This window comes from Paenibacillus tabacirhizosphaerae, assembly GCF_040812395.1.
GTDB lineage: Bacteria > Bacillota > Bacilli > Paenibacillales > NBRC-103111 > Paenibacillus_E.
Map to the genome: position 1 here is coordinate 52833 of NZ_JBFNXH010000016.1, position 26262 is coordinate 79094.

Consider the following 26262-nt stretch of genomic DNA (forward strand, 5'->3'; position numbering starts at 1 on the left):
CGAATCAAGGAGGGGGACTTTGTTACGGAAAGGAAGAGGATCGGTTGAAGTTCATCTGGGGTAAAAAAGAGTTCACCTTAATGATCATTCCGGGCGCCAACCGCCGAACCGTAAGAATTAAGCTTCCACACAGCAGTCTTTATGTTGTGCCCAGCGTGATCCTGCTCGTGCTGATTGGATTTTTTGCCACGATTTACTTGATGAACACGTACTTTCATCAAACGAAGAGCACCATGCAGCAATCGTTTGATGGACAAGAGCGCCAACTGGTTAATCAAATTACACTTAAAAATAGCGAGCTCGAACAGCTTCAAAACAATTTGATTGACTTGTCACAGCAAGCCGGAGAATTCAAAGCAAAGTTGGAAGAAATTAAAAAGTTGGACCATGTCGTGCAATTGATGACCCAAACAGGAGAGACAAGCAAAAAATCCGCCGGTGCCGGCAAACCTTCATCGGCAGATGTACTACAGGATGTTGGCGGCGCCGAGGTTTCGGTCACTTCACAGGAAGTCTCTCAGCTTGTCACGACCACCAAGCAAGGTCTAACTTCACTTGTCGGAGACATCAATTCCCTGCTGGTTAACTTGAGCGATTCCGAAGCTAAGCTGAAAGAAGCCGAACGGCTTCGCAAAATTACGCCAACACTTTGGCCTACCGTGACGCACAGCATTACATCGGGTTTCGGTGTTAGGCGGGACCCTTTCACCCAGAAGCCTACCATGCATACAGGACTGGATCTCGATGGCGAATTGAACGACTCCGTGTATGTGACCGCAGACGGTAAAGTGGTGGAAGCCAGTTACGATGACGAGCATGGCAACCACATTATCGTCGACCACACGCGTGGACTGCAGACGGAATACATGCATTTGAATAAAATGCTTGTCAAAAGCGGAGAATCTGTAACGAAAGGGCAAAAGATTGGCCTCATGGGAACAACGGGCCGAAGTACGGGAACCCACCTTCATTACGAAGTTCACAAGAACGGCGTCCAGATCGACCCCTCCCCTTATCTCATTAACGATAGAAAGGATGAACCCTAATGCTGGGAAGCAAACCGAAGCCTATTGATGCTAAAACAACGGATACGTTAATTGGTGAAAGCACGATTGTCGAGGGTAAAATCATGTCCGAAGCCAGCCTCCGCGTGGAGGGACAACTGCACGGAGATATTGAATGCGCTGGCGACATCACCATAGGCGAGAATGCCGTCGTGCAGTCCAACATTCACGCCCGTGACGTGCTGATTGCCGGCAAAGTTAAGGGCAACATCCACACGAAAGGCAAACTTGTTGTCGCCAGCACCGGCGTGCTGATTGGGAATATTGAGGTGCGCTCCTTCATCATTCAGGAGGGCGGGATTTTCCAAGGCAGCAGCCTCATGAACATGGCTGTTGCTGATCGTAGCGGCGGTAAGGTCATCGACGCCACGGCTCATAAGCAGCAAAAGAACGAGCAGCAGGCTGCTGCCGGCGGGAACTAGCTTTGCAGGAGAACCACGATGAGCGTGTGGACGCTTGTCGTGGTTTTTTAGATGGATGGTGGTCGTAGCCCAAGCGAAGGCGCGGGAGCTTCCTTTTTTATTGAACCAGGATTCTTTAACATCGTTCAGAATAGGTGACACCAGGAGGTAACATCGTCAATAGCACAACGACACATCTAAAACCTATCATTGACAAAACTAAAAACCGAGTATATAGTGTAGACATCTACATGATTCCAAGGAGAAACCTATGCAAAGTGTTTTCGACATGTACCCCTATAGCCTATACATTAAACTTATAGCACAAAAAGTTCGGGAAATACTCGATCAGCTTCTGATGGATCATGGCTTGAATGCCTCGCAAGCGATTCTTCTGTGTCATATTCATCAATCCTTAGAAGAGCAAATTGAGATCAACCGAAAGTTTCTTGAAAGATCAATGGCATTAAGTGGTCCGTCTGTGACAAACTTATTGAACGGTTTGGAGAAATCCGGATTTATCACGCGCAATAGTAACCCTGCCGACGGACGTAACCTCCGTATTGATGTAACGGCCAAAGCCAAACAATTTCTTAATGAGAGGAATGGTGCCTTATCGAAATCTGAAGAATTGATCACTCAAGGTATGTCAGATGCCGAAAAAGCCATGTTTGTTTCTCTGCTGACCCGTGCTTTTGAAAACGTTGAAAGGCAACTATCAAAGCTATAAATTTTTGCTATGTATTCGTTTATTTTTTTAAACAATTATGTAGACGACTACTTATTTAAGAAAATATAATTTAGGGGGTTATCATGAAGAATTATCAAAATAACGGACTGGATCTATCCAGAATCGGACTCGGTTGCGATCGTATGTCAAATGCCAACGATGCCGTTAGAGGTACTAGCATTGCCGCAATTCATGCCGCTTTTGAGAGTGGAATTAATCATCTCAACACTGGGGATTTTTATGGTGCAGGCCGAAGCGAGATGTTAATCGGTGAAGCACTGAAAGGGTATAAAAGGGATGAATATTTTATATCGCTGAAGTTTGGGGCATTGAGTGCGCCTGACGGCTCCCTCTATGGACTGGATGTCTCCTCCCATAATGTTAAGAACTATCTTACCTATTCGCTCAAACGACTCCATCTTGACTATATTGATCTTTATCAGCCGGCAAGAATAGATCTGGGTATCCCTGTTGAAGAAACGATCGGTGCTATTTCCGAGTTGGTTAAAGCCGGCTATGTAAAGCATATCGGAGTCAGCCAGGTCGATGCTGAGACATTGAGAAGAGCGCATGCAACGCATCCGATCAGCTTGTTGGAAGTCGAATACTCGCTTTTTAACCGAAGAATAGAAAAAGATATTTTACCAATAGCAAGGGAATTGGGGATCGGCGTTGTCGCTTTCGGGGCGGTGGCTCATGGGCTTCTTGCCGGCAATTGGACAGACGAGCGAATCCAAAAGAGCAAAGGCGGCTACATCCCGTTATTTTTCGAAGAAAATATAAAAAAAAATGTTGCTCTGGCCAAGAAGCTGGGTGAGATCGCTGCAAAAAAACAAATGACGGTATCTCAACTGGCGCTTGCATGGATATTATCCAAGGGTGAAGACATCATACCGCTCATTGGAACCGTATCACCAGCTCATATTCAAGAAGCTTTGCAGACGCTTGATATTCGTCTGACTGAAGACGATATTAAGAAAATTGAAGAAGCGATACCCGAAAATGAGATAGCCGGCGCTTCCTTCCCCAATATGCAATTTAGAAACGGTAAGACTGTTCGTCGATAAAGAGCCCAATTAATTATGAATAATGGGTATCACGCGCGGATCAGTGAACAGAGAGGATAACACAACGGTAACAGCCTTTTGCTGGTTGTTCAAAAAGCTCATTCCATTTCCGCAAAACTGTAGTGTAAGCAACACTTTAAAACAAAATGAAAGGATGTTGTTGTTATGATTATCGTTACAGGAGCCAACGGGAAATTGGGTCGGGCTGTGGTAGAGCAGTTACTTAAACGTGTACCTGCCGAACAGATTGGTGTCAGCGTCCGCGATCCGAATCAGGCACAAGAGCTTCAGGAACGTGGAGTTCGTGTCCGTCGGGGTGATTTCGACGATGCCGAGAGTCTGCACCACGCCTTTGAGGGGGCGTCGCAGGTTTTCATCGTTTCTTCCGGCATCCTGGGTGAGGCTGGTATCCCGCATGGAATCCGGCAGCATCAAACAGCGATTGACACGGCAAAGAAGGCCGGTGCTAGTCGGGTGCTATACACAAGTCACATGGGCTCTTCCCCGACATCACACTTCGCTCCTATGATTCACCATGCGGCTACCGAAAAACTGCTGAAAGCTTCAGGTATTGCCTTCACGTCGCTCCGTAATGGCTACTACGCCGCATCGGCACTAATGTTGATCGGCGGTGCAATAAAAACAGGGGAATTGATCGCTCCTGAGGATGGTCCGGTTGCCTGGACAGCACACTCCGACTTGGCCGAAGCTACGGCGGTGATCCTAAGCGAGCAGAAATTAGATGGCATGACTCCAAATCTTACGGCATCCGAAGCAATTGACATGGAAGGGATTGCGACAATCACTTCCGAGGTTTTGGGGCGGACCATCCGTCGAATCGTTGTGTCGGACGAAGAGTTTCGGGACCGCATGATGTCTCAAGGTGTGCCGGAAGCGAGTGTAAATATGCGGATGGGGATGTTTCTAGCGAGCCGTCGGGGCGATTTCGCGCAAGTCGATCCTGCTCTAGCTAATTTGATCGGTCGCCCCCCAATTAGTTTTAGAGAGGTCCTGAAAGAGTCGATTTCTCATCAACAAGGTTGATTCATTAGAACATGCTAGTAAAATGGGAGTGACCGGCTAATTTAGAAGATTCCGAACTCCAGGCTGATAAATGAGAGCCCATACCCTGCCCGGATTTCCCACGACAAGCGCCGTAATTATCCTTCTTGCGAATTTCTTTCGTGAATGGCTTCTTCAGTTCGTGGGATAAGAAACTCTACGCCAAATTTTTCCGCATTCGCTTGCACTTCCTCGATGAAAGGACGGAAACTCTTATTGTATGCTTGGAACGCAAGTTCAAAATTACCATGGCATTTTTGGAAAGCATCAGCCAAGGCGGCTGCCCCATCTATTGCCAGTGATCCACCCATGCCAGCAGCCGGAGAAGCACAGTATCCAGCATCACCGACCAGCGCTACCCTGCCTTTTGTCCACGACGGCATTTTCATTTGGCACAGCTTGTCAAAGTAAAAAGTTTTCGAGTCCTTCACTTCTTCCAGCAATTCCGGCGTTCGCCAGCCTACTCCAGAAAACTGATTCAATATTATATGCCGTTGCTGTTCTTCGTTTCGATAGTCGTAAGGGATTTCCTTCTCCGAAAAAAAGCAGAGGACGATGTCAGTTTTATTGTTGTAGGCGTTCAGCATGACCGTCTTGCCCGGCTCATTGTACATCTGTGTCGTATTCTCCCGGATCAACAACTTATCCACGATCGTGATAGAAAAATAAGTTTTAAGGAAATGCGAAAATTCCGCCTCCTCGCCGAAGCAATATTTTCTGACGGCCGAATGAATTCCATCGCAGCCAAATACCAGGTCAAACGAGCGCTTTTGACCCCCTTTGAAAGCTACTACGACGCCATTACTTTCTTCTTTTAACGACGATATGCTATCGCCGAAAATAAACTCGACATCATCTTTGACAGCCTCGAACATGATGTTCAGCAATACATTTCGCTCGATTTCGTATTCATCTTTCGTGAGCTGCTCACTGTCTTTTTTAATGAAGTGCAATTTTTCAGTGACATCATCGGAATTTTTGAATTCCACCACTTCCATGGTTATTCTGTTCGACAGAATTTGGTCGAATAGCCCCATTCGTTTCACGATGTCGATGGTATTTTCGCGGATATTTACAGGCGTGCCACCTTTTTTGAGATCTTCGGCGATTTCAATAACGGTCACGTTGTAGCCTAATTTATTCATCCAATAGGCTGTTGAGAGTCCGGCGAAACTCGCCCCGCTGACTAGGATATTTTTTTTCATATTCTATCCTCCCCTGATGGTTGTATTCGTGTTCAATAAATCCACAATATTTTTAATGACGTTGTACAGAGTAACATCGATTTATAAACTGAATATGAACAGCTCGTGCGGAGCCAGGAATGTGCTCCGCATCAACAAAATAACGGTATATCTGGTGATCAATGTACTGAAAGTACATCTGAGTATACCTCAGCAAACTTCACGCGGTATCCGAACAAAAGAGCCTCATTCAAATCCGGGTGACGGATGAATGAGGCTCTTTTCATTTACTTCCCGCTCTTCACTTCGGCCAGCATCGACAAATCGACGAACTTGCCTAGATCCAGCTCATCTTTCTGAATCCCCTTAATATACCGGGCATCGATCGATACCTTCGCCATCTCCTCCATCACCTTCACATCCACGTCCGTGGTCAGTTTCAGGCGTGAAAGAGAGGCTTTGATCAAGCTTTTGTCCATCCCTTTGCCGCTATATCGTTTCAGCTGGTTGTTGATGAGGTCATACGCTTGATCCGGATTATTCTGGATGAAGGCAATGCCTTCCATATTGGCCTTGATGGCCCCCTTCACCATATCGCGATGGTGCCCGATAAACGTATCGCTCGCGACCATGATGACCGTCGGGTAATCGCCGTGATTGGGCGGGATCGCCTGCCAGTCGACCACGACCTTGCCCAAGCCGGCCTTCTCAATCTGCGTGCCCCATGGCTCGGGGACAAGCGCTGCATCTATTTCCTTCTGCCGGAAGGAAATGAGTGCGTCCGATGGAGACCGCACGATCAGATGCGCGCTATCGGTCCCTCTGCCGAGGCTGACATGTTCCTGCCCCAGCAGCAGGCGCAGCGATATTTCATTCGTATTCCCTTTAGATGGAATGGCGATTGTTTTATCCACTAAATCTTTAACGCTATTAATCCCTGCTCCATTGCGGGCTACGAGCACCGCCCCCCCGTTATTGGAGCCGGAGACAACGCGGTAATTCTGGCTTTTGAGATAAAAGGTCGTCGCCGGGCCCGGCCCGACAAAGCCGATGTCAATATCGCCTGTTGCCATCGCGATAGATAGATCGGAGCCGTTATCGAAGGCGGTGACTTCGATGTCGACATCCTCGCCCCAAGCCTGGCGAAAGTAACCTTTTTCCAGCGCGATATAAGCCGCTGCATGCGTGACATTTTTGAAAACGCCAAGCCGTACTTTCTTCGCTTTACCCGAAGGTGTGAGCTCTTCCCCGCAAGCGGTCAGCATAACGGAGGCCAGGAGGAGTACCGTCATGATCCATGCTAGTTTTTTCATTGTATACGCTCCCGTTATGACTTCGAGCCGGCAAGGCCGTAACGCTCCAGCACCTTATCTTCAAGTTTCTTGAAGCAAAAGTGGTCGGATACCGTACCTAGCACTGCAATAATGATGACGATGCACAGCATTAAAGAGGTATCGCCCAGATTGCGGCCGTCCTGCAGCAGTTGCCCGAGCCCTGCTCCCTTGGCAATTAGCTCCCCGGCCACCAACGCGCGCCAAGCAAACGCCCAGGCCGTTCGAACGCCATTGATCAAATGCGGGAATGCCGCCGGAATCATCACCTGCACGAACATCTTGAAGCCATTGCCGGTTCCCATCGTCTGCGCGGCGCGCAAATAAATCGGCGGGATATTCTTGATGCCCGTGCGGCTCGATAGCGCCATCGTCCATGTTGCGCCCAGCGTGGTGATGAAAATGACGGAACTTTCATTCAGGCCGAACCAAATAATCGCGAATGGGAGCCACGCTATGCTTGGAATGGTTTGCAAAGCAACCACAACAAACCCGATCGTGTCATCCACCAGCCGGTAGCGGGCGAACAAGAATCCTAACGTTGTGCCAATGAGCAAAGAAATGATGAACGAGACCAACAAGCGAACCATACTCGCAATCGTCGCTGCGATAAGCTCACCATGAACAATTCCTTCATAGAAAGCTTGCAGCGTCTGTGTAACGGAAGGAAATTTCCAGCCCCAGCCGAAAATTCTAAATCCCGCCTCCCAAGCTATCAGAAGTAGTACCAGAAAAATCGTTCTTCTTAATGCTGTACTCATCGCCCGTTTCCTCCCTTACCACTTTTTCCAGTTCATCCGCAAGGGCATCCATAATCGAATTCTCTACGTGATGCAGCACGGTATCTGCGTTATCGCGAGGTCTGGCGGCTTTCACAACAAACTCTTTCTTGATCGTGCCGGGACGCGTAGACATAACCAGAACGCGATCCGAAAGAATGACCGCTTCCCGAATGTTATGGGTTATAAAGAGGATCGTTTTGCGCGTACGCATCCAGATTTCTTCCAGTTCCTTATGTAAAATAAGCCTTGTCTGCTCATCGAGCGCTGCAAACGGCTCATCCATCAGCAGAATTTCCGGATCCATCGCCAAGGCGCGGGCAATCGCCGCCCGCTGCCTCATCCCGCCGGACAGCTCGTGCGGATACCGATCCGCAAATCGGCTGAGATGCACCGCTTTAATTTGTTCCATCGCGAGCTCATGGCGTTCTTTCTTCCCCATGCCTTTTTGCTTCAGGCCGAAAGCCACATTGTCCAACACCGTCAGCCATGGGAACAGGCCGTGTTCTTGGAATACGACAACCCGATCCGCACCGGGACCTGTCACCTTTTTCCCACTTACTTCAATCGTTCCTTCGCTCAAGGTATCGAAGCCGGCCACCAGATTCAGAACCGTCGATTTGCCACAACCGGATGGCCCCAATAAGGAGACGAATTCCCCTTTCTGTATCGTCAATGACACATCATCCAACGCTTTGTAACTGCCGCCGATCCGCTGCATGAAGGTTTTGCTGATTCCTTTGATCTCGATCATAACGCGCACCTCCAAACGTCTTAGTCCCCAAAAATGATGATTATCTCCGAAGCATATTCCGGTTACTTTTGGGGGATCCCCTTAATAATATGAAACCAAGATTTAAAATAACATCTTCAGCCCTGCCAAGACAAGCCCGATGATAAAGCCGCATATGGCGCCGTTGACACGGATCCACTGCAGATCTTTACCAATCTTGTCCTCCATCAATGCAATCAACTTCTTATTATCCAGCTTATCCAGATTCTCTTGAACGAGCTGCCCGATTTTACTGTGATTTTGCTCGAGGTAATGGATAATTTGCTGCTGAATCCAGCTTTCGCCGAACTGCATCCTATCCGGATTGCTCTTCACAGAAGTTAATAGGTTTCGAAGCATAGGCACCACATACTGGAGTGCGAATTCCGGCCCTTCTACGAACGTCTCTGCCTTCGACTTCAGGCGCTCAAGCATCCCGCCAAGCTTCTCTTCGAGCGAAAAAACTTCAGGAAGCTTCGCTTTTAGGCGCTCCAGCTCTTCCAGCAGCTTCGGATGGGTGTCCAGCTTGTTCAGCTCACCACGGATAAAGCTGAGAACCGCTTCACGGCGAGGGTGGTTCTGCAACCTCATTTGCTCAATATACGAAAGCAGGAAGTTTTGAATGATGCTCCCCAGCTTCTCCTCGCTAACCATACCCATAAAGGCATTCACCGCAAAAGCCATAAAACCGTTCGATTGCAAACCCTCAAAAGCTTTGAGCGCCATACCGCCAAGCTGATCGCGCGTCTCGAATTTGACCGCCCACGCCTCCACTTTATCCAGTACGAAATCGAACGTCTTCCCTTCATAACCGCCCTCTGTGACGACGCTTGCAAGCGAACGAACGAGACGGCTTGTATCCATGTCCTGAAGTGCCTTGCTGATCTCCTCCGCTAAAATCGGAGCCAACTTCTCAAGGTCTATCGCATGCAGCGCCTGCTTAGCTAACGCTGACATGCCCTTATGGAGCGCACCGTTATCCAGATGGTTCTCGGCCAGCTCCAATCCCCGCTCCAGGAAACGAATTTGCTGTAATCGCGCAGCAATTGTCTCTTTGGACAGCAGTTCATTTTGAACTGTTGAGACAAGCGCTTTCGTAATTTTGTCGCGATTCTTGGGCAGAAGCGCTGTATGTGGAATCGGAACCCCGAGCGGATGGCGGAATAGTGCCGTAACAGCGAACCAGTCTGCCAACCCGCCGACGACGCCCGCTTCAAAGCCGCCTTGCAGGAAGCCGCCCCATACGGTCGAAGAGACCGGAAGTGTAGCCAGGAAACCGGCTCCCATGACGCCTAAGGATACCGTAGCGATATATTTAGCTTCTCTCTTCATCTCATTAACATCTCTTTCTATGTGATATGGTGAAATCGGTGTTCCTTCTATATTATCACAAAATTCGACGCGAATATTTTTTTACATATTACCCACTCATGTTGAGCAAAATATGGAAAGTATACTTGGAGGGAAGTGACGGTCAATATGACAGGCATTGGGCTGCTTAGTATCACCATCTTGACGTTTGTGCTCATGGCGCTGCTGGACATCAAGGTTTATCATGAATCTTTCGGAACCGCATTTTTCCGGCTAAGTTACGGCTTTAACGATAACTGGAAGGCCTATTTGCTCCTTGCAGGAGCCTTCATCATAGCTTTAATTAGCGATCTACGGAGGAATTCGCGTAAGCGAAGCCTCAGAAAAAAGCATACCACGGACACAACCACGGACACGAATAGGATTAAACCATGACCCATAAATTGTCCTCCATGCAGACCTTTACGCTGATGCTCGTTTGTTTATTGGGAACCTCTATCATCTTCGGGGCACCGAAGACCGTGCCAGACAACTGGTTGATTGAATTGATTTCAGTAATACCCGCGATTCTCTTATTTTTGATGTATGTATCCATCATTTCTTTGGATGCTCGAAAAGGGTTCTATGCCCTCTTGGATTTGGCATGGGGAAGGTACCTTGGCAAAGTTATGGTGCTCAGTTACTCGGTGTACTTTCTCTATGTTGCTGCCCGTAATGTACGGGATATGCTTGAATTGGTTATGACGGCGCTTCTGCGCAGCACTCCGCCGCAGCTCGTCGTTTTATTATTCGTTCTATTAATCGCTTACGCAGCTTATGGCGGACTAAAGACTCTGGGACGTTTATCGGAATTGATCCTTGGATTGATACTATTATTTTTTATTACGTTAGCAATTTTTCTGGCGATAAGCGGTTCGCTTGTTCCGGAAAGAATGTTACCCTTTTTATCGAAGGGGATTGCTCCCATTGTGAAGGAAATCTTTACTTCCACTGTTTGGTTCCCTTATGGAGAGGTCATCGTTTTCCTCATCTTGATCCCCGGCATAGGGAGCCCTGCAAAATTTCGCAAACTGGGAATCACGGCTTTTCTGACCGCTAGCATCCTGCTCTCCTTTTCAGATCTGATTCAGATGTGGTCATTAGGGATGGAATTCGAAAAGTACTCTGAATTCCCCTTATTGGATGCTGCACGGCTCATTAATGTCGCGGACTTCATATCACGAATGGATGCGCTTGTAGCGATGATTATCATTTTTAGCGTGTTAGTCAAATGCGCTGTATTTTTATTTGCAGGTGTGAAAGGGGTATCTTTCGTATTCCGGAGCATTAGCCAATCTTACGTATATCCGCTAGCTCTTTTCGTTGGGGCCACGTCTATGATGATTACGCATAGTTTCGCCGAGCATAGCAAAGAGGGACTTTTCTATGCTGTTTACATGGTCCACATTCCCTTCCAATTTGTCGTACCCTTGTTAACCGGTATTGTAGTTTGGATTCGTTTGAAACGAAGGGGGACGCTCCGTGCAAACAACGGATAAACAGACAACACCCATCAAGGATGAGGACCAGAGCATACAATCGTTGAAGCAAGTTCATTCTTATATACAACACGTATTCGGACACACAGATGATCTTGTCATCGTGCCTGTTTGGGTTGGAGAAATCGAAGGGCTTCTCTGTTACTTGAAAACTATGACAAGCAAAGACTTTATCATGGAACATGTGATAAGGCCGATTTCCTCTTCCTCCTTGTGCACGGTTGACATCTGCCCAACGATCGTGTTGGAGCAGTTGAAAGACAAGTACTTCGGCGGACTCACAAGCGAGTTTATATCCCATCTGCAGGAAATACCCGGCAGACTGATTGCCGGAAATGCCGCACTGCTCATTCAAAATGCGGATAGGCTGCTGATGCTTGACGTAAAAAACCTGAATACAAGATCGGTCGAAGAACCGACGACGCAAACGGTGGTGCGTGGACCGAAAGAAGGATTTACTGAATCCGCCGATACGAACATGAGCTTAATCCGCAGACGACTGCTTAATGAGAACCTCCGATTTGAAAAGTTTTCCTTAGGCGATCAATCTGGAACCGCCGTCTATTTGGCTTATATAGATGGAGGGATAGACACAGAGGTGCTTCGAAAAGTAAGAGCTCGTTTGAAAACAAGCAAAATCTCAAGCTTATTCGACTCCGGGAGTTTGGAAGAAATTCTTAGACCGAGAAAGTTCTCGTTATTTCCCACTGCCTACAGCAGCGAGCGGCCAGATTCCGTCTGTGCCCTCCTCCTGGAAAAAAGACTGGCTCTCATTGTCAACGGCAGCCCGTTCATACTGGTAGTCCCAGCCGTGATGAACGATTTCTTCAAATCTCCGGAAGATCACTATCAATGGTTCGCTTTTGGCACCTTTACGCGTTTCCTTCGATATGTTTCCTTTCTCATCTCCTTGTTCATACCTTCCCTTTATGTAGCGGCCACTACCTATCACCAGGAATTAATCCCTACAAACCTGTTGACAAGTATCGCCGCGCAAAGAGAAGGGACCCCGTTTCCGGCAGTTATCGAAATCCTCATCATGGAGCTAACGTTCGAAATTCTGAGGGAGGCCGGGACACGAATGCCTCGGGTTGTCGGACAAGCCATATCGATTGTTGGTGCATTGGTGTTGGGACAGGCTGCCGTTGAAGCCGGCATTATCTCCAACATTCTGGTCATTGTTGTCGCTTTGACTGCCATCTCAGGCTTCGTCTCCCCGGTATATACGTTTGGCGCAAATGCCCGGCTTTTGAGATTTGGGGTCATCATGTTTGCTTCCATACTCGGATTGTATGGTGTCATTCTTAGCGCCTCATTCCTGATCATCCATCTGGTACGGCTGGAATCCTTCGGATACCCCTATCTTTCCCCGTTCGCTCCCTTTGTCAAAAACGGACAGAAAGACGCTCTTTTCCGTTTGCCGGCGCCCGTGCCTGGAAGCAGACAAATGCCAGAAGAGGACCAGGGTAATAGGGGGCGCTCATGAATAAAATGCGCAAGATTCTACTGTTTGTCCTTCTTACCTCTCTCATGGCTTCTTTGACAGGCTGCTGGGATCTCAACGAACTCAATGAGTCTTCCCTGATTACAGGAATGACGTTGGAGCCGGGTCAAAACCATAAAGTACGAGTGACCGTGGAACTATTGAACGCAAATGAAGCGCAAGCGCATAAACCGGGAAAAGGAGGCGCTCCAAGCATTATTCAATCTTCAGAAGGAAATACAATTGGAGAAGCTGTAACTTTATTAAACCAAAGCGTAGATCGAACTATGCTTAGTTCACACATCGGGGTCATTATCATCGACGAAAAATTGGCTAGATTAGGGATCAGCGAGCATCTGGATACACTTCAACGGGCTCGAGCGGTTCGGGAAGATGTCCAAATACTCATTTCCAAAAATACCCGTGCCTCAGACCTCTTAAAGATTCTTTATCCCCAGGGGACATATTCCAGCTTGAAGCTTCGTTCCCAATTGAACAGTTATAAAAAAACATGGGGAGGGATCGCGAATAGTCGGTTATTCGACCTTACACAAGCTCTTCTTGTCGAAGGAAGAGAAGCAGCAATCGGTGCTGTCACATTAAAGGGATCTCCAAAAGACGGCGAAAATCTGGAAAACGTCAAGTCTGTGGTTCCCAAAACGTTGGTTGAACTGGCCGGTATGGCCGTTTTTCGTGATGATAAACTGCTAGGATTCCTTACGGCCGAGAATAGCCGGATGGTTGTAATGGCAAGAAATCAGTTCCTACGCGGAACAACACTGTCTGTCCCTTTGGAAGAGAAGGGCAAGTACGCGGCAATCCGCCTGTTCCGCATCAAAGCCAAGATGCAGACAACTATGAAGAATGGCAAACCCGACATGCGGTTGACCTTGCACGGCGAAGGGATAATCGCCAGTATCGACAAAAAGGAGCATTTGGATGAGGTTGCTGGATTTCGCCACATGGAAGCTTTGACCTCCACCTATGTGCAACAACAAATGAGTACGGCTATCGACAATATACAACGAAAATATGGCGTGGATATATTTGGATTCGGTGAGCAGCTGTTCCGCAGACATTATAAGCAGTACCAAGAGATTGCAGGAAATTGGAATCAATTATTTACAAATTCGCCCGTTACCGTGGAGTGCAACATTAATCTTCTTCGTTCGGAATTAAAAACGGATAAAATTGAAAAAGAGGAATAGGCATGGCGAACGACATTGACTCTGAACTCACCGGAGTCTCGCCAAATAACCATAAATAACTTACTCAACTTTCGCAAATCTATAAGCTAGACTATATAGTTAAAGTAGAAATGATAAAAGCACCCTGATCGGGTGCTTCTTTATGCTTCTGACGAGGATTTCTTTGTGGAAACGATCACAAAAGCTGGTGTTTTGTGTACCTGTCTGCCCCTCACTTGTACTTGTAAGGACGGACTTGTTCATCAGGAGTATTATTGTCAAGCGGCAGCCTTTAATTGCTGGCCGCTGGTTATGATCACTTCATCTCGTTATAACTAAGTGCTTAAAACAGCAGCGGTAAGTCCGGCAAAGTTTATAGTGATTGTTTGCCCCCCGGATAAAGCATTGCCCGTAGCTTCTAGAGTGTAGGTATGAGTTCCTGTCAGTGGTGCTTCGTCACAAGTGGTGAGAGCAGTCGTTATAGGGCTGTTTGCTGATACTGGAGTATCATTCGCAGTGCCGATTACAGTAGCATCATCACGAACGATTCTTAGTGTAAAGGTTGGATTTGCAGAACTCGGTGTCCATGTTGCGTAGGCGGTCAACCAAACTACGTTAGTAACTGCAGCTACAGTTGCTGCTACAGTTAACACGGTGGCGGTTGGTGTTGCTGCGGTCAAAGTAATGGTTGGGGTGCCAGAAAACTTTTCACAATCAAATCCAGTTAAAAGCCCTGGGGCTCCCGCTGGTCCCTGGGCTCCTGGGGCTCCCGCTGGTCCCTGGGCTCCTGGGGCTCCTGCTGGACCCGCTGGTCCTTGGGCTCCTGCTGGACCCGCTGGTCCTTGGGCTCCTGCCGGACCCGCTGGTCCTTGGGCTCCTGCTGGACCCGCTGGTCCTTGGGCTCCTGGAGGGCCTGGAGGACCTGGTATTCTACCCATATTCGCTCACACTCCTTAAGGTTACGTTCAAAATTATGTTATTCATACCCGCCTTCAATTGTTAGGGACAATTGTACTCTAATGACAAATGTACTCTATGGAAACACAACCAATTTTTATTATTTGAATTACATTGTTGTCCAAGCATTTTCCTTCTCGTGACATAACATACTTACATGTCCCTTAGTAATAAATAAGGAGGAAAATAGTGAAAACGAAATATAGTTCTATCGGAATTATGGTTAATAAAGGTAATGAAAGGAAGTATCTTCTTAAAAAGTATCTTGATTGCAAGATGAAGAGTATTAAGATGTTCTGTTTTACCCCCTCTGATGTCGATTGGGAACGGAAGAGCATTGTCGGATATCACCGTGTTAATCGAAGGTGGGTAATGAGTAAATTCCCCTTTCCCCAAGTTGTTTACAACCGTTGTTACACTTTGAATCCCAGTTTTATTGAACGGTTAGAGGAAGTAATTGGCATTAATAAGTGCTTCAATCACATAAACCAATTTAACAAATATGAAACTTATCAAAAATTAAACGAATGGCTTGTACATCATTTGCCGGAAACTGTCCCCTTTGATAAGGAGAACGCTGCCCGCCTACTAAACATTCATAAAGTTTTATACTTAAAACCTTTTTACGGACATAGCGGGATAGGCGTATATCGTGTGGAGTTGAAGAATTCAGGGGAAATTCAATTTGGCCACAACCATTTTTTACCAGAACATCTTGTAGGAGACATTCTGCAGTTTCAAGTGAGAATTCAGGAACTTGTTGGATCCACCCCCTACATTATTCAAAAGGGAATCAATACCCCGAAAATAAATGATAAAAACTTCGATATCCGAGTGCTTGTGCAAAAAAATATGAAGGGCTTATGGTCTGTAACGAATGTCGTCAGTCGTATAGCTCATAGGGGTTACTTTAATACAAGCATCTGTGAAAAAGTCTGTTTATCAGAAGAAGTACTCAATTATTTCTATCCTCCCGATATGGTTAATGCTATTTTTCAATCAATTTATGACCTCAGTTTAAGAAGCGCAGAAATTATGGAATTACATGCTGGTTACCATCTTGGTGAGCTTAGCGTTGACTTTGCGTTGGACAACGTCGGTCATGTTTGGATAATTGAAGTAAATGGCAAGCCACAAAAAGATCTATACGGTGAAATCCGAGAACAAAAAAATATCTATAAGCGTCCACTACAATATGCTCACTTTTTATGTAGACATCAATCTATTCGATGACCCAGTATATGGATTGTGGCTTGGCTTACCCTTCTTTTTAAGCGACTTACCTAGATATTTCAAGAAATCCGGAGAAAAACAAAAAATGGCTCTTTCGCAAACGATGCGAACAGAGCCGTTCTTTTGCCATTGTTACATGGAAGCAATTTAACTACCACCGCAAAAGTTGAGCAAATTTCAGAAATGACAATTGGGTTTTCTTTGGATCATTTTTTAAACGGATTGCTTCCATAAGAAACCGAAACCCTTCTAGCTACGGGTGAATTTTTTTATAATCGGTTCACCCATCGTGTACGAGCTGCAAGGTAAAATGATCCGTGAAAATCTGGATGGAAGAAAGACCGAGATTATCCGAGTTTAAGCCCATTTGCCGATCTGCTCGCGCAAAGATCGCGACATTTGATTAAGAACGACCGCCTGATTGGCGAGTTCCTCCATCGAGGAGCGCTGTGTCACAGATAGTTCGGATATTGATTTAAACTGTTCGGAGGACTCCTTGGTCACTCCGGCAATCTCCGTAATCACGGCGGCGGTTTCCTGCGAACCTGCGGCGATCTGTTCGGATGCAGCGGAGACGTCCTGAATTTGTTCCGCAATATGATGAGTGGACTTTAAGATTTTCCCGAAAGATACGCCTGCCTCCTGAACGACCGTATGCCCCAATTGAACATCCTTTTGTACGTTATCCATCATATCGACGGATTGAGCGCTCATTTCTTGAATCTGCTGGAGCAGCGTGTAGATGCCTGAGACGGATGCGGCGGACTGCTCGGCCAGTTTTCTCGTTTCGTTGGCGACTACCGCGAACCCCCGTCCGTGCTCGCCCACCCTGGCCGCTTCAATGGATGCGTTTAAGGCAAGCAGATTGGTCTGGGAAGATATGCCTTTGATCACTTCCGCAATTTGTCCGATTTGCCGGGAAAAGTCATGCAATTGGTGAATCTTGCTCGCAGTATCTTTGACCGAATATTGAATGGATTCCATCTGAACAATCACCTTGCCCATAGCCTCGTTGCCATCCACCGCACTTTGCGAGGAATCTTGCGACGAATCCGAAACAATAGAAGCGGACTCGGCAATCCGCTGAATGCCTATCGTCATTTCGCTCATCGCTTTCGAGCTCTCTTCCGTCCCGTGCAATTGCGTCTCCGCCCTCTTGACGGTTTCCTGCATGATCACAGACAGTTGCTGGTTCGCAGCGGCGGCTTGTTCGGCAATCCTGACAATCCTGTCCGAGGAGTCGGCCACCTGATCTGCTGTCATCTTACTGGCGTTAATGATGGCTTTGACCGCATCGATCATTGCATTAAAAGAAGAAGCTGCTTCGCCCATTTCATCTTTGGTGCGCGTCGCAATGCGCGTCAGCAAATTGCCTTTGGCCACTTCCAGCGATGAGAGCCGAAAAGCGCGGACTGCTTTTGTGATGGATACATAGAAAGCGCCAAAAACGTAAAACACCAGCAAAAAGACGATAATGACAAAGCTGATGACAAAATATTTGATTTGGGTATAATGATCCACCCGCTCCAATAAACGACTGTCTAATAACGAAGCTTCCAACGTGTAAAGTGACTCGATGTCCTCTACGGCTTTCGTTGCCGAAGCCATGAACGCTTCTCCGTTCCCTGCGATCTTATCGGGTGCGATCAAATTGCTGTCAAGACCGGCGATCAACTGGGCGAAAGTGCTGCCCCATTGCTGAATCGGCGCCTCCAATTTAGGCTTCAGCTGCGGATTTTTATCATAAATGACCTGAGCGCCGGCACTCACCGCATTGGCGTTAGAGGTCACCGTGGCTTGTTTATAGATGAGCATGGTTTTCTCTTCCTTGGCGATGAGCTTTCTTCGTTCAATTCCGCTCCCCAACTCGCGAAGCTGGCTGATGTCCTCAGTTAACGCGGGAAACCTCAGCAACGAGGCATCCATTAAATAGTAGCAGTCCAGCTCGGGATCGAGAATCAGGTTAGACTTATCGCCAACATGGGCGATTAAGGCCAAGCTGTCTGCGGCAAGCTCCGTATGCAGATCGTAGCTTTCCTGGAGCTTGAGATTGGGCAGCTTGGTTTTCAAATCCTGCCACTTGGTTTTGAACGCGGACCACTGCCCTGTCGTATCGAGCTTGGCGCCAAGCTTTTGCTCCAATGCGTCCACCTGCTTGATTTGTTCGTCCACCACGGCCCCGGCGGCAGTTAGCTTGTCTTTCGAAGCCGCATCGCCATTAAGCGCAGCATAGGACAGCCTGCGGGACTCCTGCACGCCGCTTAGAACCTTGTTCATGGCATTGTTGTATGCCAATCCATAGCGCTCCATCTCTGCAAATACAATGCCTTTATTAAGCTCCGCAACGAGAAAATAAAGCGTAATCGCACAAGGCAGTAAAATCAGGACACCGATCAGCGCAAATTTTTGAGAATACTTTAAACGATTCAGCACATACAGAACAGGGAAGAAAAAACGGGACATCAACTATTCTCCTTTTCTAGGTAAAATAAAAAGCCAAGAAGGAAATACACAACTAAAAATAGTCGCATACATCTTCTTGGCTCTGTTGCCGCAAACGGAATTGACCCCTTTGTCAATCCGCATAATTATTTTTGGAACTATTGGAACTAGTAACTAATTCCTAGTATAGAGTAAATATCTGGATGTTTCAATGCGAAATTCGACAGGATTTAACAATTTTTATGAAATAAACCTCTATCTTGGCCTTTCGATGATGAGCGACCGCGTTCATAGGAAGGTTGACATGCCAATCAGAATGATGTTCTACGCGCTTTAGCGCTGTAAAGAACTTAAACATTCTGATGTGGTCAAAAAGAGAGGGCTTATCTCTCGCCTTCCCACTCTGCGTAAAACTGTTCCAGGTAATGCTCCATGAAGCGGTGCCGCTCATCCGCCAGCTTGCGGGCGTAGGCGGTGTTCATCAGCTCCTTCAGCTTAAGGAGCTTCTCATAGAAATGATTAATCGCGGTATCGTTCCCGCTGCGATACTCGGCTTCCGTCATCTGCTCCCGCACGATGACGGAGGGATCATGTATCGGGCGTCCCTTCCAGCCCGAATAAGCGAATACGCGCGAGATGCCTATCGCGCCTATCGCATCCAGCCGGTCGGCATCCTGCACGACCTGGCCCTCCAACGTGCGCACCTTCGGCCGCGCGCCGCCCTTGAACGACATCGTGCTGATGATCTCCAGCACGTGCTCTGCCTGCGCCGGCGGCGTCCCGCTGCCGGCGAGCCACGCCGTGAGCTCGCGCTGCGCAGCAGCGGGGTCGGCGTGCAGCTTCTCGTCGGCGACGTCGTGAAGCAGCGCCGCGAGCTCGCAGACGAAGCGGTCCGCGCCCTCGCCGGCTGCGATGCGCTTCGTCGTCTGCACGACGCGATAGATGTGCCACCAATCGTGGCCGCTGCTATCGCGCTCCAGCTTCTCCTTCACGAACGCTTCCGCAGCTCGAAGAATCCGTTCTTGCTCCCGCTCTTTCCCTCGTTCCGTCATTTCTTCTTCCGCCTCTTCCCTTCCGCTGACTTCGCTTCTATCGGCTTGGCCTCGGTATATTTCTGAATCATTTTCTTGAAATGTTTACCATATTTTTCTTCCAGCTTCGCACCCATATCCTTCTGCAAATCATGCATCACTATGTAATGGAAAAAGTTAGTCAGCAGCAGCTCCACCATCGCCGGATGCTCGGTGAATAATGCTTTGGTCGGTTCACCGTCGCCCCGCGTACCGACAATCGCCAGCTTGCGGTCAAGCAGCAGCGCGAATTTGCGCCCGCTGCGCTCTTGCCAAGCTTCCTCGCGTCCGCGAGGAAACAAGTGCATGCCATCCGGCAGCCCCGCCTCGCCCACCGTCGAAATAAGGATATGCGCCCCTTGCTCCCGGGCATGCACCAGTTCCTGGCTCAGCAGCTTTGCTTCTTCCGGCCACAGGTCGCAAAGCGCTTCCTCCCGCGCCTTCTTCAGCTCGGCGCGAATTCGCTCGATAACTTTCGCGTCGCCTTCTACACTGAAATATTCGGTACGTTCCGCATCCTGCTTCGGCATATGCGTCTTCACATAAGAGATTGAAGCCTGCAGATCAGCTTCAATCCTGTCGCCGATCTCCTCAATCGGCACGCTCTGGTAATGCGTAGGCTCGCCGTGGCTGGTGAGCACAACGCCCTTCTCCGCGAGCTTTTGCAGCGCGGAGTAGACGTTCGAGCGGGAAACGCCAAGACGCTTGGCGATTTCGTATCCCGTTTGCGTTCCGCACTCTGCCAGTACGTGCAAGCATTTGGCTTCAAGATCCGTGAAGCCCAGCTGTTTCAGATGCCGCAAAATTTCGTCCATGCGCGCCCCTCCTCCATAAACCGATATCTTAACCATGATTCATATTGTAGCATGATTTCCGTGATGTTATCGCCTCGAAATACACACCGCTTGGATAATTCACCCGAAAATGGCAATCCTACTTTGGACGAAAGGAGGCTAAGCCATGGTGGAATCCAGTAAGACGAAGAATAACAACTCCGAAGCTGCGGAGGCTTGCATCATTGACTACGACACCAAGAAAGACCCGGGCCATTCTGACAACGATTTGTCGAACGCCATTCCGAATGAAGAAGAATACATTGATGAACCTTGACCAGATCTGCTAGACCGCCATGATGGCGGTTTTTTCATTCCTTCGAAAGCTATTAATATACGTCCATACCAATCTGGAAATGGCACATATATTAATAGAATCATATAGGTAGAGGTGATGAGATGGCGGAGATCAGAGAGCAGGTTATTTATGAAATTTTACAATATCATTATGGTATAACGCCTCAAAACATTACGCTGATAAGACGAAAAGTGGATAGGCAAGTATGGAAAATTACGGATACTACTGGCCGCTTATATGCTTTCAAATATCTGGAAAAACGAGAACGTGCGCCGATCATCGCAGCAGTAAACGTGTACCTCTATGGAAAAGGAGTTCCGGTAACTACCGTTCTTTCCACCTTGGCCGGCGCCTCGTTCGTCAATGTCGATAGCGGCTGTTTCCTTCTGTTTCAATGGCTTGCTGGTGAACATCCTAGCTACACAGAGCCAGGAATGATAGAAAAGATGGCTATTTTGCTTGCACAATTTCATGAAGCGTCTCAAGGCTACCAGACTGCAGGCAACCCAATTACCAGTGCCCGGCTTGACTGGAACCATATCTATAGGAAAAAGATAAATAAGCTGGAAAAATGCCGTGATAAGGCCAACGTTAGCGGAGATGCATTCTCTGCACACTTTTTGAACCATTTGCCTTGGCTTCAAGCTCGCGCGCAATGGGTGCTTGATCGCCTTCCGCAAACGGCGTTAGGTACGCTGCTCGACACCACAAGGCAGGATCCGCGTCTGGCGCACGGCGATTATTCTCACCTTAATCTGCTCCGCAGCCCCGAGAGTAAGTTAACTGTGATTGATTTAGATACCGTTAGCATCGCCCTTCCGATGAGAGACATCTCCCATCTGATTACCTTCATTAACCACGCCTTGGGGGCCTGGTCCAAAGAGAGATTCCGAGTCATTTTGAATGCCTACCAGCAAGTCCGTCCCCTTTCTCCTGAGGAATATGAGCTGCTCTTGTTTGATCAAATTTTCCCCCATAAAGCGATTCGAGTGGCAAATAAATATTTTGATGCTCCGGGAAACTCATCGTCGCTGCTTCATGAATTCGAGCGTTGTATGGCAATTGACAAAGAAAAATTAGCTGACCTCGGGAGAGCTAACCTATGAGAGTGGTCATATTGGCAGCAGGAATCGGAAGCCGCCTCCATCCCCTAACCAAAAACAGGCCCAAAGCTATGCTTAAAATCAATGAGAAACCTCTGGTGCAGTATCAAATTGAAAGTGTACTGAAATCTGGTTTTGCCTATGAAGATATCTACATCATTGGCGGCTATATGATCGAACAGCTTGAAGAGCATTTCAAAGAAACAGGCATCCATTTTATCTACAATCCGTTCTATGCGTCTATGAATAATATTTATTCATTTTTACTTACCCAAGCTGTGGGAGACGATTTATTGCTGATTAATTCCGATGTTTTTTATAACCATCAGTTAATTCCGTTAATTTTGAGCACTGAGTTCCCCTCATGTCTGTTGGTTGATCGGAAGAAAGCGTTGACTGAGGAAGCGATGAAAGTCAAGCTCGACGGCAACCGATTGCGGTTGGTGAACAAGCAGTTGAATCTGGCCGAAACGGATGGCGAATATATTGGCATTTCTAAATTATCCGTTTATGACCTCAACATTCTTTACCGAAAAGCGGCTGAGCTTATCGAAGCCGGAGAAGTAAGCGGTTGGTATGAAAACGTATATGAGGCCTGCGCCGCAAATGTGGACATTCGAGCTGTCCATACGGAAGGATATCCCTGGATTGAAATAGATGATATGCGTGACTGGGAATGCGCGAAGCAGCTTTCGACTTTAGTGATTTCATAAGGGGGCTTATGATGTATAAAAAGGTGGAACTCCCTACGCATCTCATTTATGAGTCCCAAGCATTTGAACGATTGAAAGGCAGCGAACTTTGGGAAGCGCTCGCTCAGCGAAGAGTTGTTGTGATCCGCGGCATAGGACCGACTCGTCAGATCAGCGAGCAGTTGATCACGACTTTGCAGCTGTGCTCGTCACAGGTTAGAGCGCTATTCTGCGCGGATAACACACTGCGGACAATAGATGCGCTGGAATTCGAGGCACACATGTTTTTGGCCGAAATGGTCATTGGCGTCGGGGGCGGCAAGGTATTAGATGTGTGCAAAGTAGTCGGAATGCGCGTGAAAGCGCCTGTTGTGCTCGTACCGACTGCATTATCCAGCGATGCTATCTGTTCGCCGGTTGCTTCGATCCGAGTGAGTGCAACAAAGGGGACAAGTATCGAAGTTGGCATGCCGTGGGCCGTCGTGATTGATTTGGACATTATAGCCCATTCTCCCAAACGGTTATTTATTTCCGGAATCGGAGATTTGCTATCCAACAAATCAGCGCTCTTTGATTGGAAACTTGCGCATCAAGTAAAGAAAGAGAACATAAACGCCTTTGCTTGCTTGACAGCCAACCAAGCAACAGAAGCTTTTTTGAATACGGCTAATCAGGAAAACATAAGCAGCTCGTCCTTGCTGCAAGTGACGGCCGAATCGCTGATCATGAGCGGACTTGCTATGGCCATAGCAGGCACAAGCAGACCCTGCAGCGGCTCCGAGCATTTGATCAGCCATGCGCTTGATAACTATTGCGGCGGGAAAGCGCTTCACGGTGAACAGGTTGCAGTTGGGTTGTTATTCACCGAATATGTTCAGGGAACCTCGGACACTGAACATAACATGAGACAATATTATGGGCGATTTGGTCTGCCAACCCACTATGCGGAGCTTGGTTATTCGAAGGATGAAATGATCTCGGCGATTCAGAGGGCGCCCACGCTAAGAAATCGATATACCATTTTGAATCAAATGGATTTAACAGCAGCGCATATTGGTGATGTGCTAGATGAAGTTTTCCCTTTTGTCTCCTGAACCGTTACTAATTCCAAGAGGTGGTACTATTGAATACGACTAAGTATTCTTCGCAAGATGTTCGAGAGACTTATAAAAAGAAAGATGCTTGGTGGACCGTGTTTTTGGTTGACCCCATCGCATCCCGTTTATTGCTTCCTCTAGCTAACTACACCAAAATTACCCCGAATCAGCTGACCCTATTGGCGTTTATCACCGGCCTCGCCGCCGCTTTTCACTTTTATCAAGGTACCTATTTGTCGTTAGTCGTGGGCGCGGTTTTGTATCATATTAGCTTCACTTTGGACTGCATGGATGGGAAAATCTCCCGACTCAAAGGAACGGGCTCCATATTCGGGGCATGGATGGATTATATATTGGATCGTACCCGTGTCGCTATTTGTGCTTTTGCCCTCATATACGGGCAGTATCAGCCTTCAGGAGCTATCATTTATTTTTATTTAGGGGCTCTTATTTGCTTTCTGGATAGCACGCGATACATGAACTCACTACTGGTGTACAAGTCGCTCAATGAAATGAGAAAGAAAATAGACCAAGCGAATTACACACTTCAAATCGAGAAAAAAGCGATTCCGATCGATGAAATCAATCTTAAAGAAGACTTCTTGAGAGAAGTTGTCTCCCGGTACCCCTCCTATTTGAAAATACGAACTTTCTTTCTACAGTTCAGAGTTCGCTTGCATCTAATGAGTGGAATTGAGTATCAGATGTTTATTTTTATCATCGCTCCGATTATTGGCTTCATCCCCGAAGGCATTATCGCCAGTTCCGTTCTTATGATCCTATTCGAATCGGCAGTAATCTATAAGCTCTGGCTGATGACAATCGATTTCCAACGGCAGCTAAATAAGCTTACGAAAAAAATAAATAGTCTGGATCCCGAGTAATTATTGACAATGATAATCATTATCACTTAAGATGATGAGGATAATCATTTGGATGGAGGGATACCGGTGTCAAGCATTATTATTGTGTATGCCAGTATGACAGGAAATACCGAGGAGATTGCCGAAGCTATCGCGGATGGCGTAAGAGAAGCAGGCATTGAGCCTGTTGTGAAGTCTGTTATGGATGCAAAAGGCCAAGATTTAGAACAATATGACGGCATTCTTCTAGGCGCTTATACATGGGGGGACGGCGATCTGCCTGATGAATTCGAGGATTTCTATGAAGAAATGGATGAACTGAACCTTCAAGGGCGCAAATCAGCGGTCTTCGGGTCGGCTGACTCCTCCTATTCCCATTTCGGCGCCGCTATTGACACGCTGGAAGCTAAACTTGCAGCGCTTGGCGCGGAGAGAGTGCTGATCGGATTGAAAATCGAGCTGAATCCTTCCAAGGAAGAGAAACAATTTTGCTTGGATTTCGGCAAGCAGTTTGCTGCCGCCGTCGGTGTAACAGCTTAATCGGCATTGAAGCCGGAAGGAGCGCTTCTGTTTCCTAAGCTTCAGAAGCCGCTCATTTCCTATCCGTGCGCTACAGAGTTTCCACTTCCGCAATTTCGATGAATTCCATGCTCTTCAACTCGTCGTACACTTCGGAAGCATACTTGCGGTCGATGAATACGATGAAATTCAGCTCCTGCTGATCGCGGCTCAGCTCCTTGATGTGAACGCTTTTCATTCGATATCCTTTGGCAATAATCGCCTTAATGATCGAGGTCAAATTCGCTTCATGAGACACAATCAGCCTGACCCGCAGATCCTTCATAATTAACGGTTTAGGACCTACCTTTTTAATGAAATATGGCAACGCTACAACGCTGATCATAATAAGCAGCAGCCCGAAGAAAGCCTCCACGAAGAAACCCGCCCCCACAGCAATGCCAAGCCCGGCCGCACCCCAAATCATCGCGGCGGTAGTCAGTCCGATAATAACATCGTTATGCTTTCTGAGAATAACCCCCGCTCCAAGAAAGCCGATTCCGCTCACCACTTGAGCAGCAAGCCGCATTGGATCCATCACATGCAGTCCTGCTACTGCATACTTATTCGCAGATTCGATAGACACAATCGTCAACAAGCAGCTGCTTAGGCATATGACCAAAGAAGTTTTCAAGCCTAACGGCTTATTGCGGATTTCACGCTCCAGACCAATAATGAGTCCGAACACCGCTGAAAGCCCTAGTTTTAGTAAAATATGAATATCTACGCTCACCATCATGTGTGCTCTCCCCCAACCTGATAACTAAGAAGTCATTCATTAGCATAGCCTGCAATTCTTGTAAATATCATTTACAATATCTTAACAATCACCTTTTGTAAATGACCTGCCCTGAAATAACTTACTACGTAATCGAAATTACTATGACTAACGATTACGTTTGCGAGTCCCCTATTTCATAAAAAAACCTAGCGGAAGATCACAGATCACCGCTAGGTTTTTTTGCTGTGCTATACGATACGGTTGTGCGTGGAAGAGGGAATGCCGGACCGCCAATTCCCCATGTACAGCGATATCGACGGAACTACGATGCCTTATTCCACTGCAACGTCCCTTTTCTCCCCCTGAAGCGGAACTAGGGTGCGTTAAATGAGCGAAAACGTGCCTGAAACCCAGCATTTCCTGCTGATAACGCACGGTAGTTCCGCGAAATGTCCCTACAACCGGAAATACCGCCGCATAACGCAC

26 protein-coding genes are annotated in these 26262 nt (G+C 47.5%); 16 read left to right on the top strand and 10 right to left on the bottom strand.

Going from position 1 to position 26262, the window contains the following annotated elements:
- Positions 1-44 precede the first annotated feature (44 nt).
- From ABRS97_RS22435 to ABRS97_RS22455, 5 genes are all read left to right on the top strand, one after another.
- On the top strand, positions 45-1046 hold the full coding sequence (locus ABRS97_RS22435) for a M23 family metallopeptidase (RefSeq protein WP_367818092.1): 1002 nt from the start codon (positions 45-47) through the stop codon (positions 1044-1046).
- Positions 1046-1486 (top strand): bactofilin family protein, encoded by a 441-nt coding sequence (locus ABRS97_RS22440; protein WP_367818094.1) that lies wholly within the window; start codon positions 1046-1048, stop codon positions 1484-1486. Before ABRS97_RS22435 ends, ABRS97_RS22440 begins: the two co-directional genes overlap by 1 nt.
- A 250-nt stretch (positions 1487-1736) precedes the next feature.
- Positions 1737-2195 carry a MarR family winged helix-turn-helix transcriptional regulator gene (locus tag ABRS97_RS22445; RefSeq protein WP_367818096.1) on the top strand — a complete coding sequence of 153 codons (459 nt, stop codon included), beginning with the start codon at positions 1737-1739 and terminating at the stop codon, positions 2193-2195.
- Between the two features lie 83 nt (positions 2196-2278).
- Entirely contained in the window at positions 2279-3262 is a 984-nt protein-coding gene (locus ABRS97_RS22450) for an aldo/keto reductase (protein ID WP_367818098.1), read from the top strand.
- Positions 3263-3427: 165 nt separating this feature from the next.
- On the top strand, positions 3428-4306 hold the full coding sequence (locus ABRS97_RS22455) for an SDR family oxidoreductase (RefSeq protein WP_367818100.1): 879 nt from the start codon (positions 3428-3430) through the stop codon (positions 4304-4306).
- A 116-nt stretch (positions 4307-4422) separates the two neighbouring features.
- Here ABRS97_RS22455 and ABRS97_RS22460 read toward each other — a convergent pair whose 3' ends face one another.
- The 5 genes from ABRS97_RS22460 to ABRS97_RS22480 form a co-directional block, all read right to left on the bottom strand.
- On the bottom strand, positions 4423-5529 hold the full coding sequence (locus ABRS97_RS22460) for an FAD-dependent monooxygenase (protein WP_367818102.1): 1107 nt from the start codon (positions 5527-5529) through the stop codon (positions 4423-4425).
- Positions 5530-5795: 266 nt separating this feature from the next.
- Positions 5796-6821 (bottom strand): ABC transporter substrate-binding protein, encoded by a 1026-nt coding sequence (locus ABRS97_RS22465; RefSeq protein WP_367818104.1) that lies wholly within the window; start codon positions 6819-6821, stop codon positions 5796-5798.
- Between the two features lie 14 nt (positions 6822-6835).
- Positions 6836-7600 carry an ABC transporter permease gene (locus tag ABRS97_RS22470; RefSeq protein ID WP_367818106.1) on the bottom strand — a complete coding sequence of 255 codons (765 nt, stop codon included), beginning with the start codon at positions 7598-7600 and terminating at the stop codon, positions 6836-6838.
- Positions 7533-8372, bottom strand: coding sequence for an ABC transporter ATP-binding protein (locus ABRS97_RS22475; RefSeq protein ID WP_367818107.1), 840 nt, complete (start codon positions 8370-8372; stop codon positions 7533-7535). The genes ABRS97_RS22470 and ABRS97_RS22475 overlap by 68 nt, the downstream gene beginning before the upstream one ends.
- Before the next feature lie 102 nt (positions 8373-8474).
- Entirely contained in the window at positions 8475-9722 is a 1248-nt protein-coding gene (locus ABRS97_RS22480) for a DUF445 domain-containing protein (protein ID WP_367818108.1), read from the bottom strand.
- Positions 9723-9857: 135 nt separating this feature from the next.
- Here ABRS97_RS22480 and ABRS97_RS22485 point away from each other — a divergent pair, with 135 nt between their 5' ends.
- From ABRS97_RS22485 to ABRS97_RS22500, 4 genes are read left to right on the top strand one after another with little or no spacing between them, the layout of a single operon-like run.
- On the top strand, positions 9858-10136 hold the full coding sequence (locus ABRS97_RS22485) for a hypothetical protein (protein ID WP_367818110.1): 279 nt from the start codon (positions 9858-9860) through the stop codon (positions 10134-10136).
- On the top strand, positions 10133-11239 hold the full coding sequence (locus ABRS97_RS22490) for a GerAB/ArcD/ProY family transporter (RefSeq protein ID WP_367818111.1): 1107 nt from the start codon (positions 10133-10135) through the stop codon (positions 11237-11239). Before ABRS97_RS22485 ends, ABRS97_RS22490 begins: the two co-directional genes overlap by 4 nt.
- A complete protein-coding gene (locus tag ABRS97_RS22495; RefSeq protein ID WP_367818112.1) occupies positions 11223-12725 on the top strand; it encodes a spore germination protein in 1503 nt (500 codons plus the stop codon). Before ABRS97_RS22490 ends, ABRS97_RS22495 begins: the two co-directional genes overlap by 17 nt.
- The gene (locus ABRS97_RS22500) at positions 12722-13930 is read left to right on the top strand and encodes a Ger(x)C family spore germination protein (RefSeq protein WP_367818114.1); all 1209 of its coding nucleotides are present in this window, start codon (positions 12722-12724) and stop codon (positions 13928-13930) included. The genes ABRS97_RS22495 and ABRS97_RS22500 overlap by 4 nt, the downstream gene beginning before the upstream one ends.
- A 314-nt stretch (positions 13931-14244) precedes the next feature.
- Here the strand turns inward: ABRS97_RS22500 and ABRS97_RS22505 are convergent, their stop codons facing one another.
- Positions 14245-14847, bottom strand: a complete 603-nt coding sequence (locus ABRS97_RS22505) for a hypothetical protein (protein WP_367818116.1) — start codon at positions 14845-14847, stop codon at positions 14245-14247.
- A gap of 208 nt (positions 14848-15055) precedes the next feature.
- On the opposite strand from ABRS97_RS22505, the gene ABRS97_RS22510 reads away from it, so the two are divergent.
- On the top strand, positions 15056-16099 hold the full coding sequence (locus ABRS97_RS22510; RefSeq protein WP_367818118.1) for a YheC/YheD family endospore coat-associated protein: 1044 nt from the start codon (positions 15056-15058) through the stop codon (positions 16097-16099).
- Between the two features lie 357 nt (positions 16100-16456).
- On the opposite strand, the gene ABRS97_RS22515 is transcribed toward ABRS97_RS22510, so the two are convergent.
- The 3 genes from ABRS97_RS22515 to ABRS97_RS22525 form a co-directional block, all read right to left on the bottom strand.
- The gene (locus tag ABRS97_RS22515; RefSeq protein ID WP_367818120.1) at positions 16457-18562 is read right to left on the bottom strand and encodes a methyl-accepting chemotaxis protein; all 2106 of its coding nucleotides are present in this window, start codon (positions 18560-18562) and stop codon (positions 16457-16459) included.
- 362 nt (positions 18563-18924) lie between these two features.
- Positions 18925-19593 carry an HD domain-containing protein gene (locus ABRS97_RS22520; RefSeq protein WP_367818122.1) on the bottom strand — a complete coding sequence of 223 codons (669 nt, stop codon included), beginning with the start codon at positions 19591-19593 and terminating at the stop codon, positions 18925-18927.
- A complete protein-coding gene (locus ABRS97_RS22525) occupies positions 19590-20426 on the bottom strand; it encodes a TrmB family transcriptional regulator (RefSeq protein WP_367818124.1) in 837 nt (278 codons plus the stop codon). Before ABRS97_RS22525 ends, ABRS97_RS22520 begins: the two co-directional genes overlap by 4 nt.
- 145 nt (positions 20427-20571) lie before the next feature.
- Here ABRS97_RS22525 and ABRS97_RS22530 point away from each other — a divergent pair, with 145 nt between their 5' ends.
- The 6 genes from ABRS97_RS22530 (at position 20572) to ABRS97_RS22555 (ending at position 25037) form a co-directional block, all read left to right on the top strand.
- The gene (locus ABRS97_RS22530; RefSeq protein WP_367818125.1) at positions 20572-20721 is read left to right on the top strand and encodes a hypothetical protein; all 150 of its coding nucleotides are present in this window, start codon (positions 20572-20574) and stop codon (positions 20719-20721) included.
- 122 nt (positions 20722-20843) lie between these two features.
- A complete protein-coding gene (locus tag ABRS97_RS22535; protein WP_367818127.1) occupies positions 20844-21848 on the top strand; it encodes a phosphotransferase in 1005 nt (334 codons plus the stop codon).
- The gene (locus ABRS97_RS22540; RefSeq protein WP_367818129.1) at positions 21845-22558 is read left to right on the top strand and encodes a phosphocholine cytidylyltransferase family protein; all 714 of its coding nucleotides are present in this window, start codon (positions 21845-21847) and stop codon (positions 22556-22558) included. Before ABRS97_RS22535 ends, ABRS97_RS22540 begins: the two co-directional genes overlap by 4 nt.
- An 8-nt stretch (positions 22559-22566) precedes the next feature.
- On the top strand, positions 22567-23631 hold the full coding sequence (locus tag ABRS97_RS22545) for an iron-containing alcohol dehydrogenase family protein (protein ID WP_367818130.1): 1065 nt from the start codon (positions 22567-22569) through the stop codon (positions 23629-23631).
- A gap of 29 nt (positions 23632-23660) precedes the next feature.
- A complete protein-coding gene (locus tag ABRS97_RS22550) occupies positions 23661-24518 on the top strand; it encodes a CDP-alcohol phosphatidyltransferase family protein (protein ID WP_367818131.1) in 858 nt (285 codons plus the stop codon).
- A 66-nt stretch (positions 24519-24584) separates the two neighbouring features.
- Complete coding sequence (locus ABRS97_RS22555; protein ID WP_367818133.1) at positions 24585-25037, top strand: flavodoxin; 453 nt, start codon at positions 24585-24587, stop codon at positions 25035-25037.
- 70 nt (positions 25038-25107) lie between these two features.
- Here ABRS97_RS22555 and ABRS97_RS22560 read toward each other — a convergent pair whose 3' ends face one another.
- Complete coding sequence (locus ABRS97_RS22560) at positions 25108-25791, bottom strand: MgtC/SapB family protein (protein WP_483312497.1); 684 nt, start codon at positions 25789-25791, stop codon at positions 25108-25110.
- Positions 25792-26262: the final 471 nt, after the last annotated feature.

Excerpts from the sequence above, each read along its gene's own strand:
- ABRS97_RS22460 (WP_367818102.1), bottom strand. The coding sequence starts at position 5,529 with ATGAAAAAAAATATCCTAGTCAGCGGGGCGAGTTTCGCCGGACTCTCA.
- ABRS97_RS22450 (WP_367818098.1), top strand. The coding sequence starts at position 2,279 with ATGAAGAATTATCAAAATAACGGACTGGATCTATCCAGAATCGGACTC.
- ABRS97_RS22445 (WP_367818096.1), top strand. The coding sequence starts at position 1,737 with ATGCAAAGTGTTTTCGACATGTACCCCTATAGCCTATACATTAAACTT.
- ABRS97_RS22505 (WP_367818116.1), bottom strand. The coding sequence starts at position 14,847 with ATGGGTAGAATACCAGGTCCTCCAGGCCCTCCAGGAGCCCAAGGACCA.
- ABRS97_RS22515 (WP_367818120.1), bottom strand. The coding sequence starts at position 18,562 with ATGTCCCGTTTTTTCTTCCCTGTTCTGTATGTGCTGAATCGTTTAAAG.
- ABRS97_RS22440 (WP_367818094.1), top strand. The coding sequence starts at position 1,046 with ATGCTGGGAAGCAAACCGAAGCCTATTGATGCTAAAACAACGGATACG.
- ABRS97_RS22520 (WP_367818122.1), bottom strand. The coding sequence starts at position 19,593 with ATGACGGAACGAGGGAAAGAGCGGGAGCAAGAACGGATTCTTCGAGCT.
- ABRS97_RS22500 (WP_367818114.1), top strand. The coding sequence starts at position 12,722 with ATGAATAAAATGCGCAAGATTCTACTGTTTGTCCTTCTTACCTCTCTC.
- ABRS97_RS22525 (WP_367818124.1), bottom strand. The coding sequence starts at position 20,426 with ATGGACGAAATTTTGCGGCATCTGAAACAGCTGGGCTTCACGGATCTT.
- ABRS97_RS22455 (WP_367818100.1), top strand. The coding sequence starts at position 3,428 with ATGATTATCGTTACAGGAGCCAACGGGAAATTGGGTCGGGCTGTGGTA.
- ABRS97_RS22535 (WP_367818127.1), top strand. The coding sequence starts at position 20,844 with ATGGCGGAGATCAGAGAGCAGGTTATTTATGAAATTTTACAATATCAT.
- ABRS97_RS22530 (WP_367818125.1), top strand. The coding sequence starts at position 20,572 with ATGGTGGAATCCAGTAAGACGAAGAATAACAACTCCGAAGCTGCGGAG.
- ABRS97_RS22545 (WP_367818130.1), top strand. The coding sequence starts at position 22,567 with ATGATGTATAAAAAGGTGGAACTCCCTACGCATCTCATTTATGAGTCC.
- ABRS97_RS22465 (WP_367818104.1), bottom strand. The coding sequence starts at position 6,821 with ATGAAAAAACTAGCATGGATCATGACGGTACTCCTCCTGGCCTCCGTT.
- ABRS97_RS22480 (WP_367818108.1), bottom strand. The coding sequence starts at position 9,722 with ATGAAGAGAGAAGCTAAATATATCGCTACGGTATCCTTAGGCGTCATG.
- ABRS97_RS22560 (WP_483312497.1), bottom strand. The coding sequence starts at position 25,791 with ATGGTGAGCGTAGATATTCATATTTTACTAAAACTAGGGCTTTCAGCG.
- ABRS97_RS22470 (WP_367818106.1), bottom strand. The coding sequence starts at position 7,600 with ATGAGTACAGCATTAAGAAGAACGATTTTTCTGGTACTACTTCTGATA.
- ABRS97_RS22475 (WP_367818107.1), bottom strand. The coding sequence starts at position 8,372 with ATGATCGAGATCAAAGGAATCAGCAAAACCTTCATGCAGCGGATCGGC.
- ABRS97_RS22490 (WP_367818111.1), top strand. The coding sequence starts at position 10,133 with ATGACCCATAAATTGTCCTCCATGCAGACCTTTACGCTGATGCTCGTT.
- ABRS97_RS22540 (WP_367818129.1), top strand. The coding sequence starts at position 21,845 with ATGAGAGTGGTCATATTGGCAGCAGGAATCGGAAGCCGCCTCCATCCC.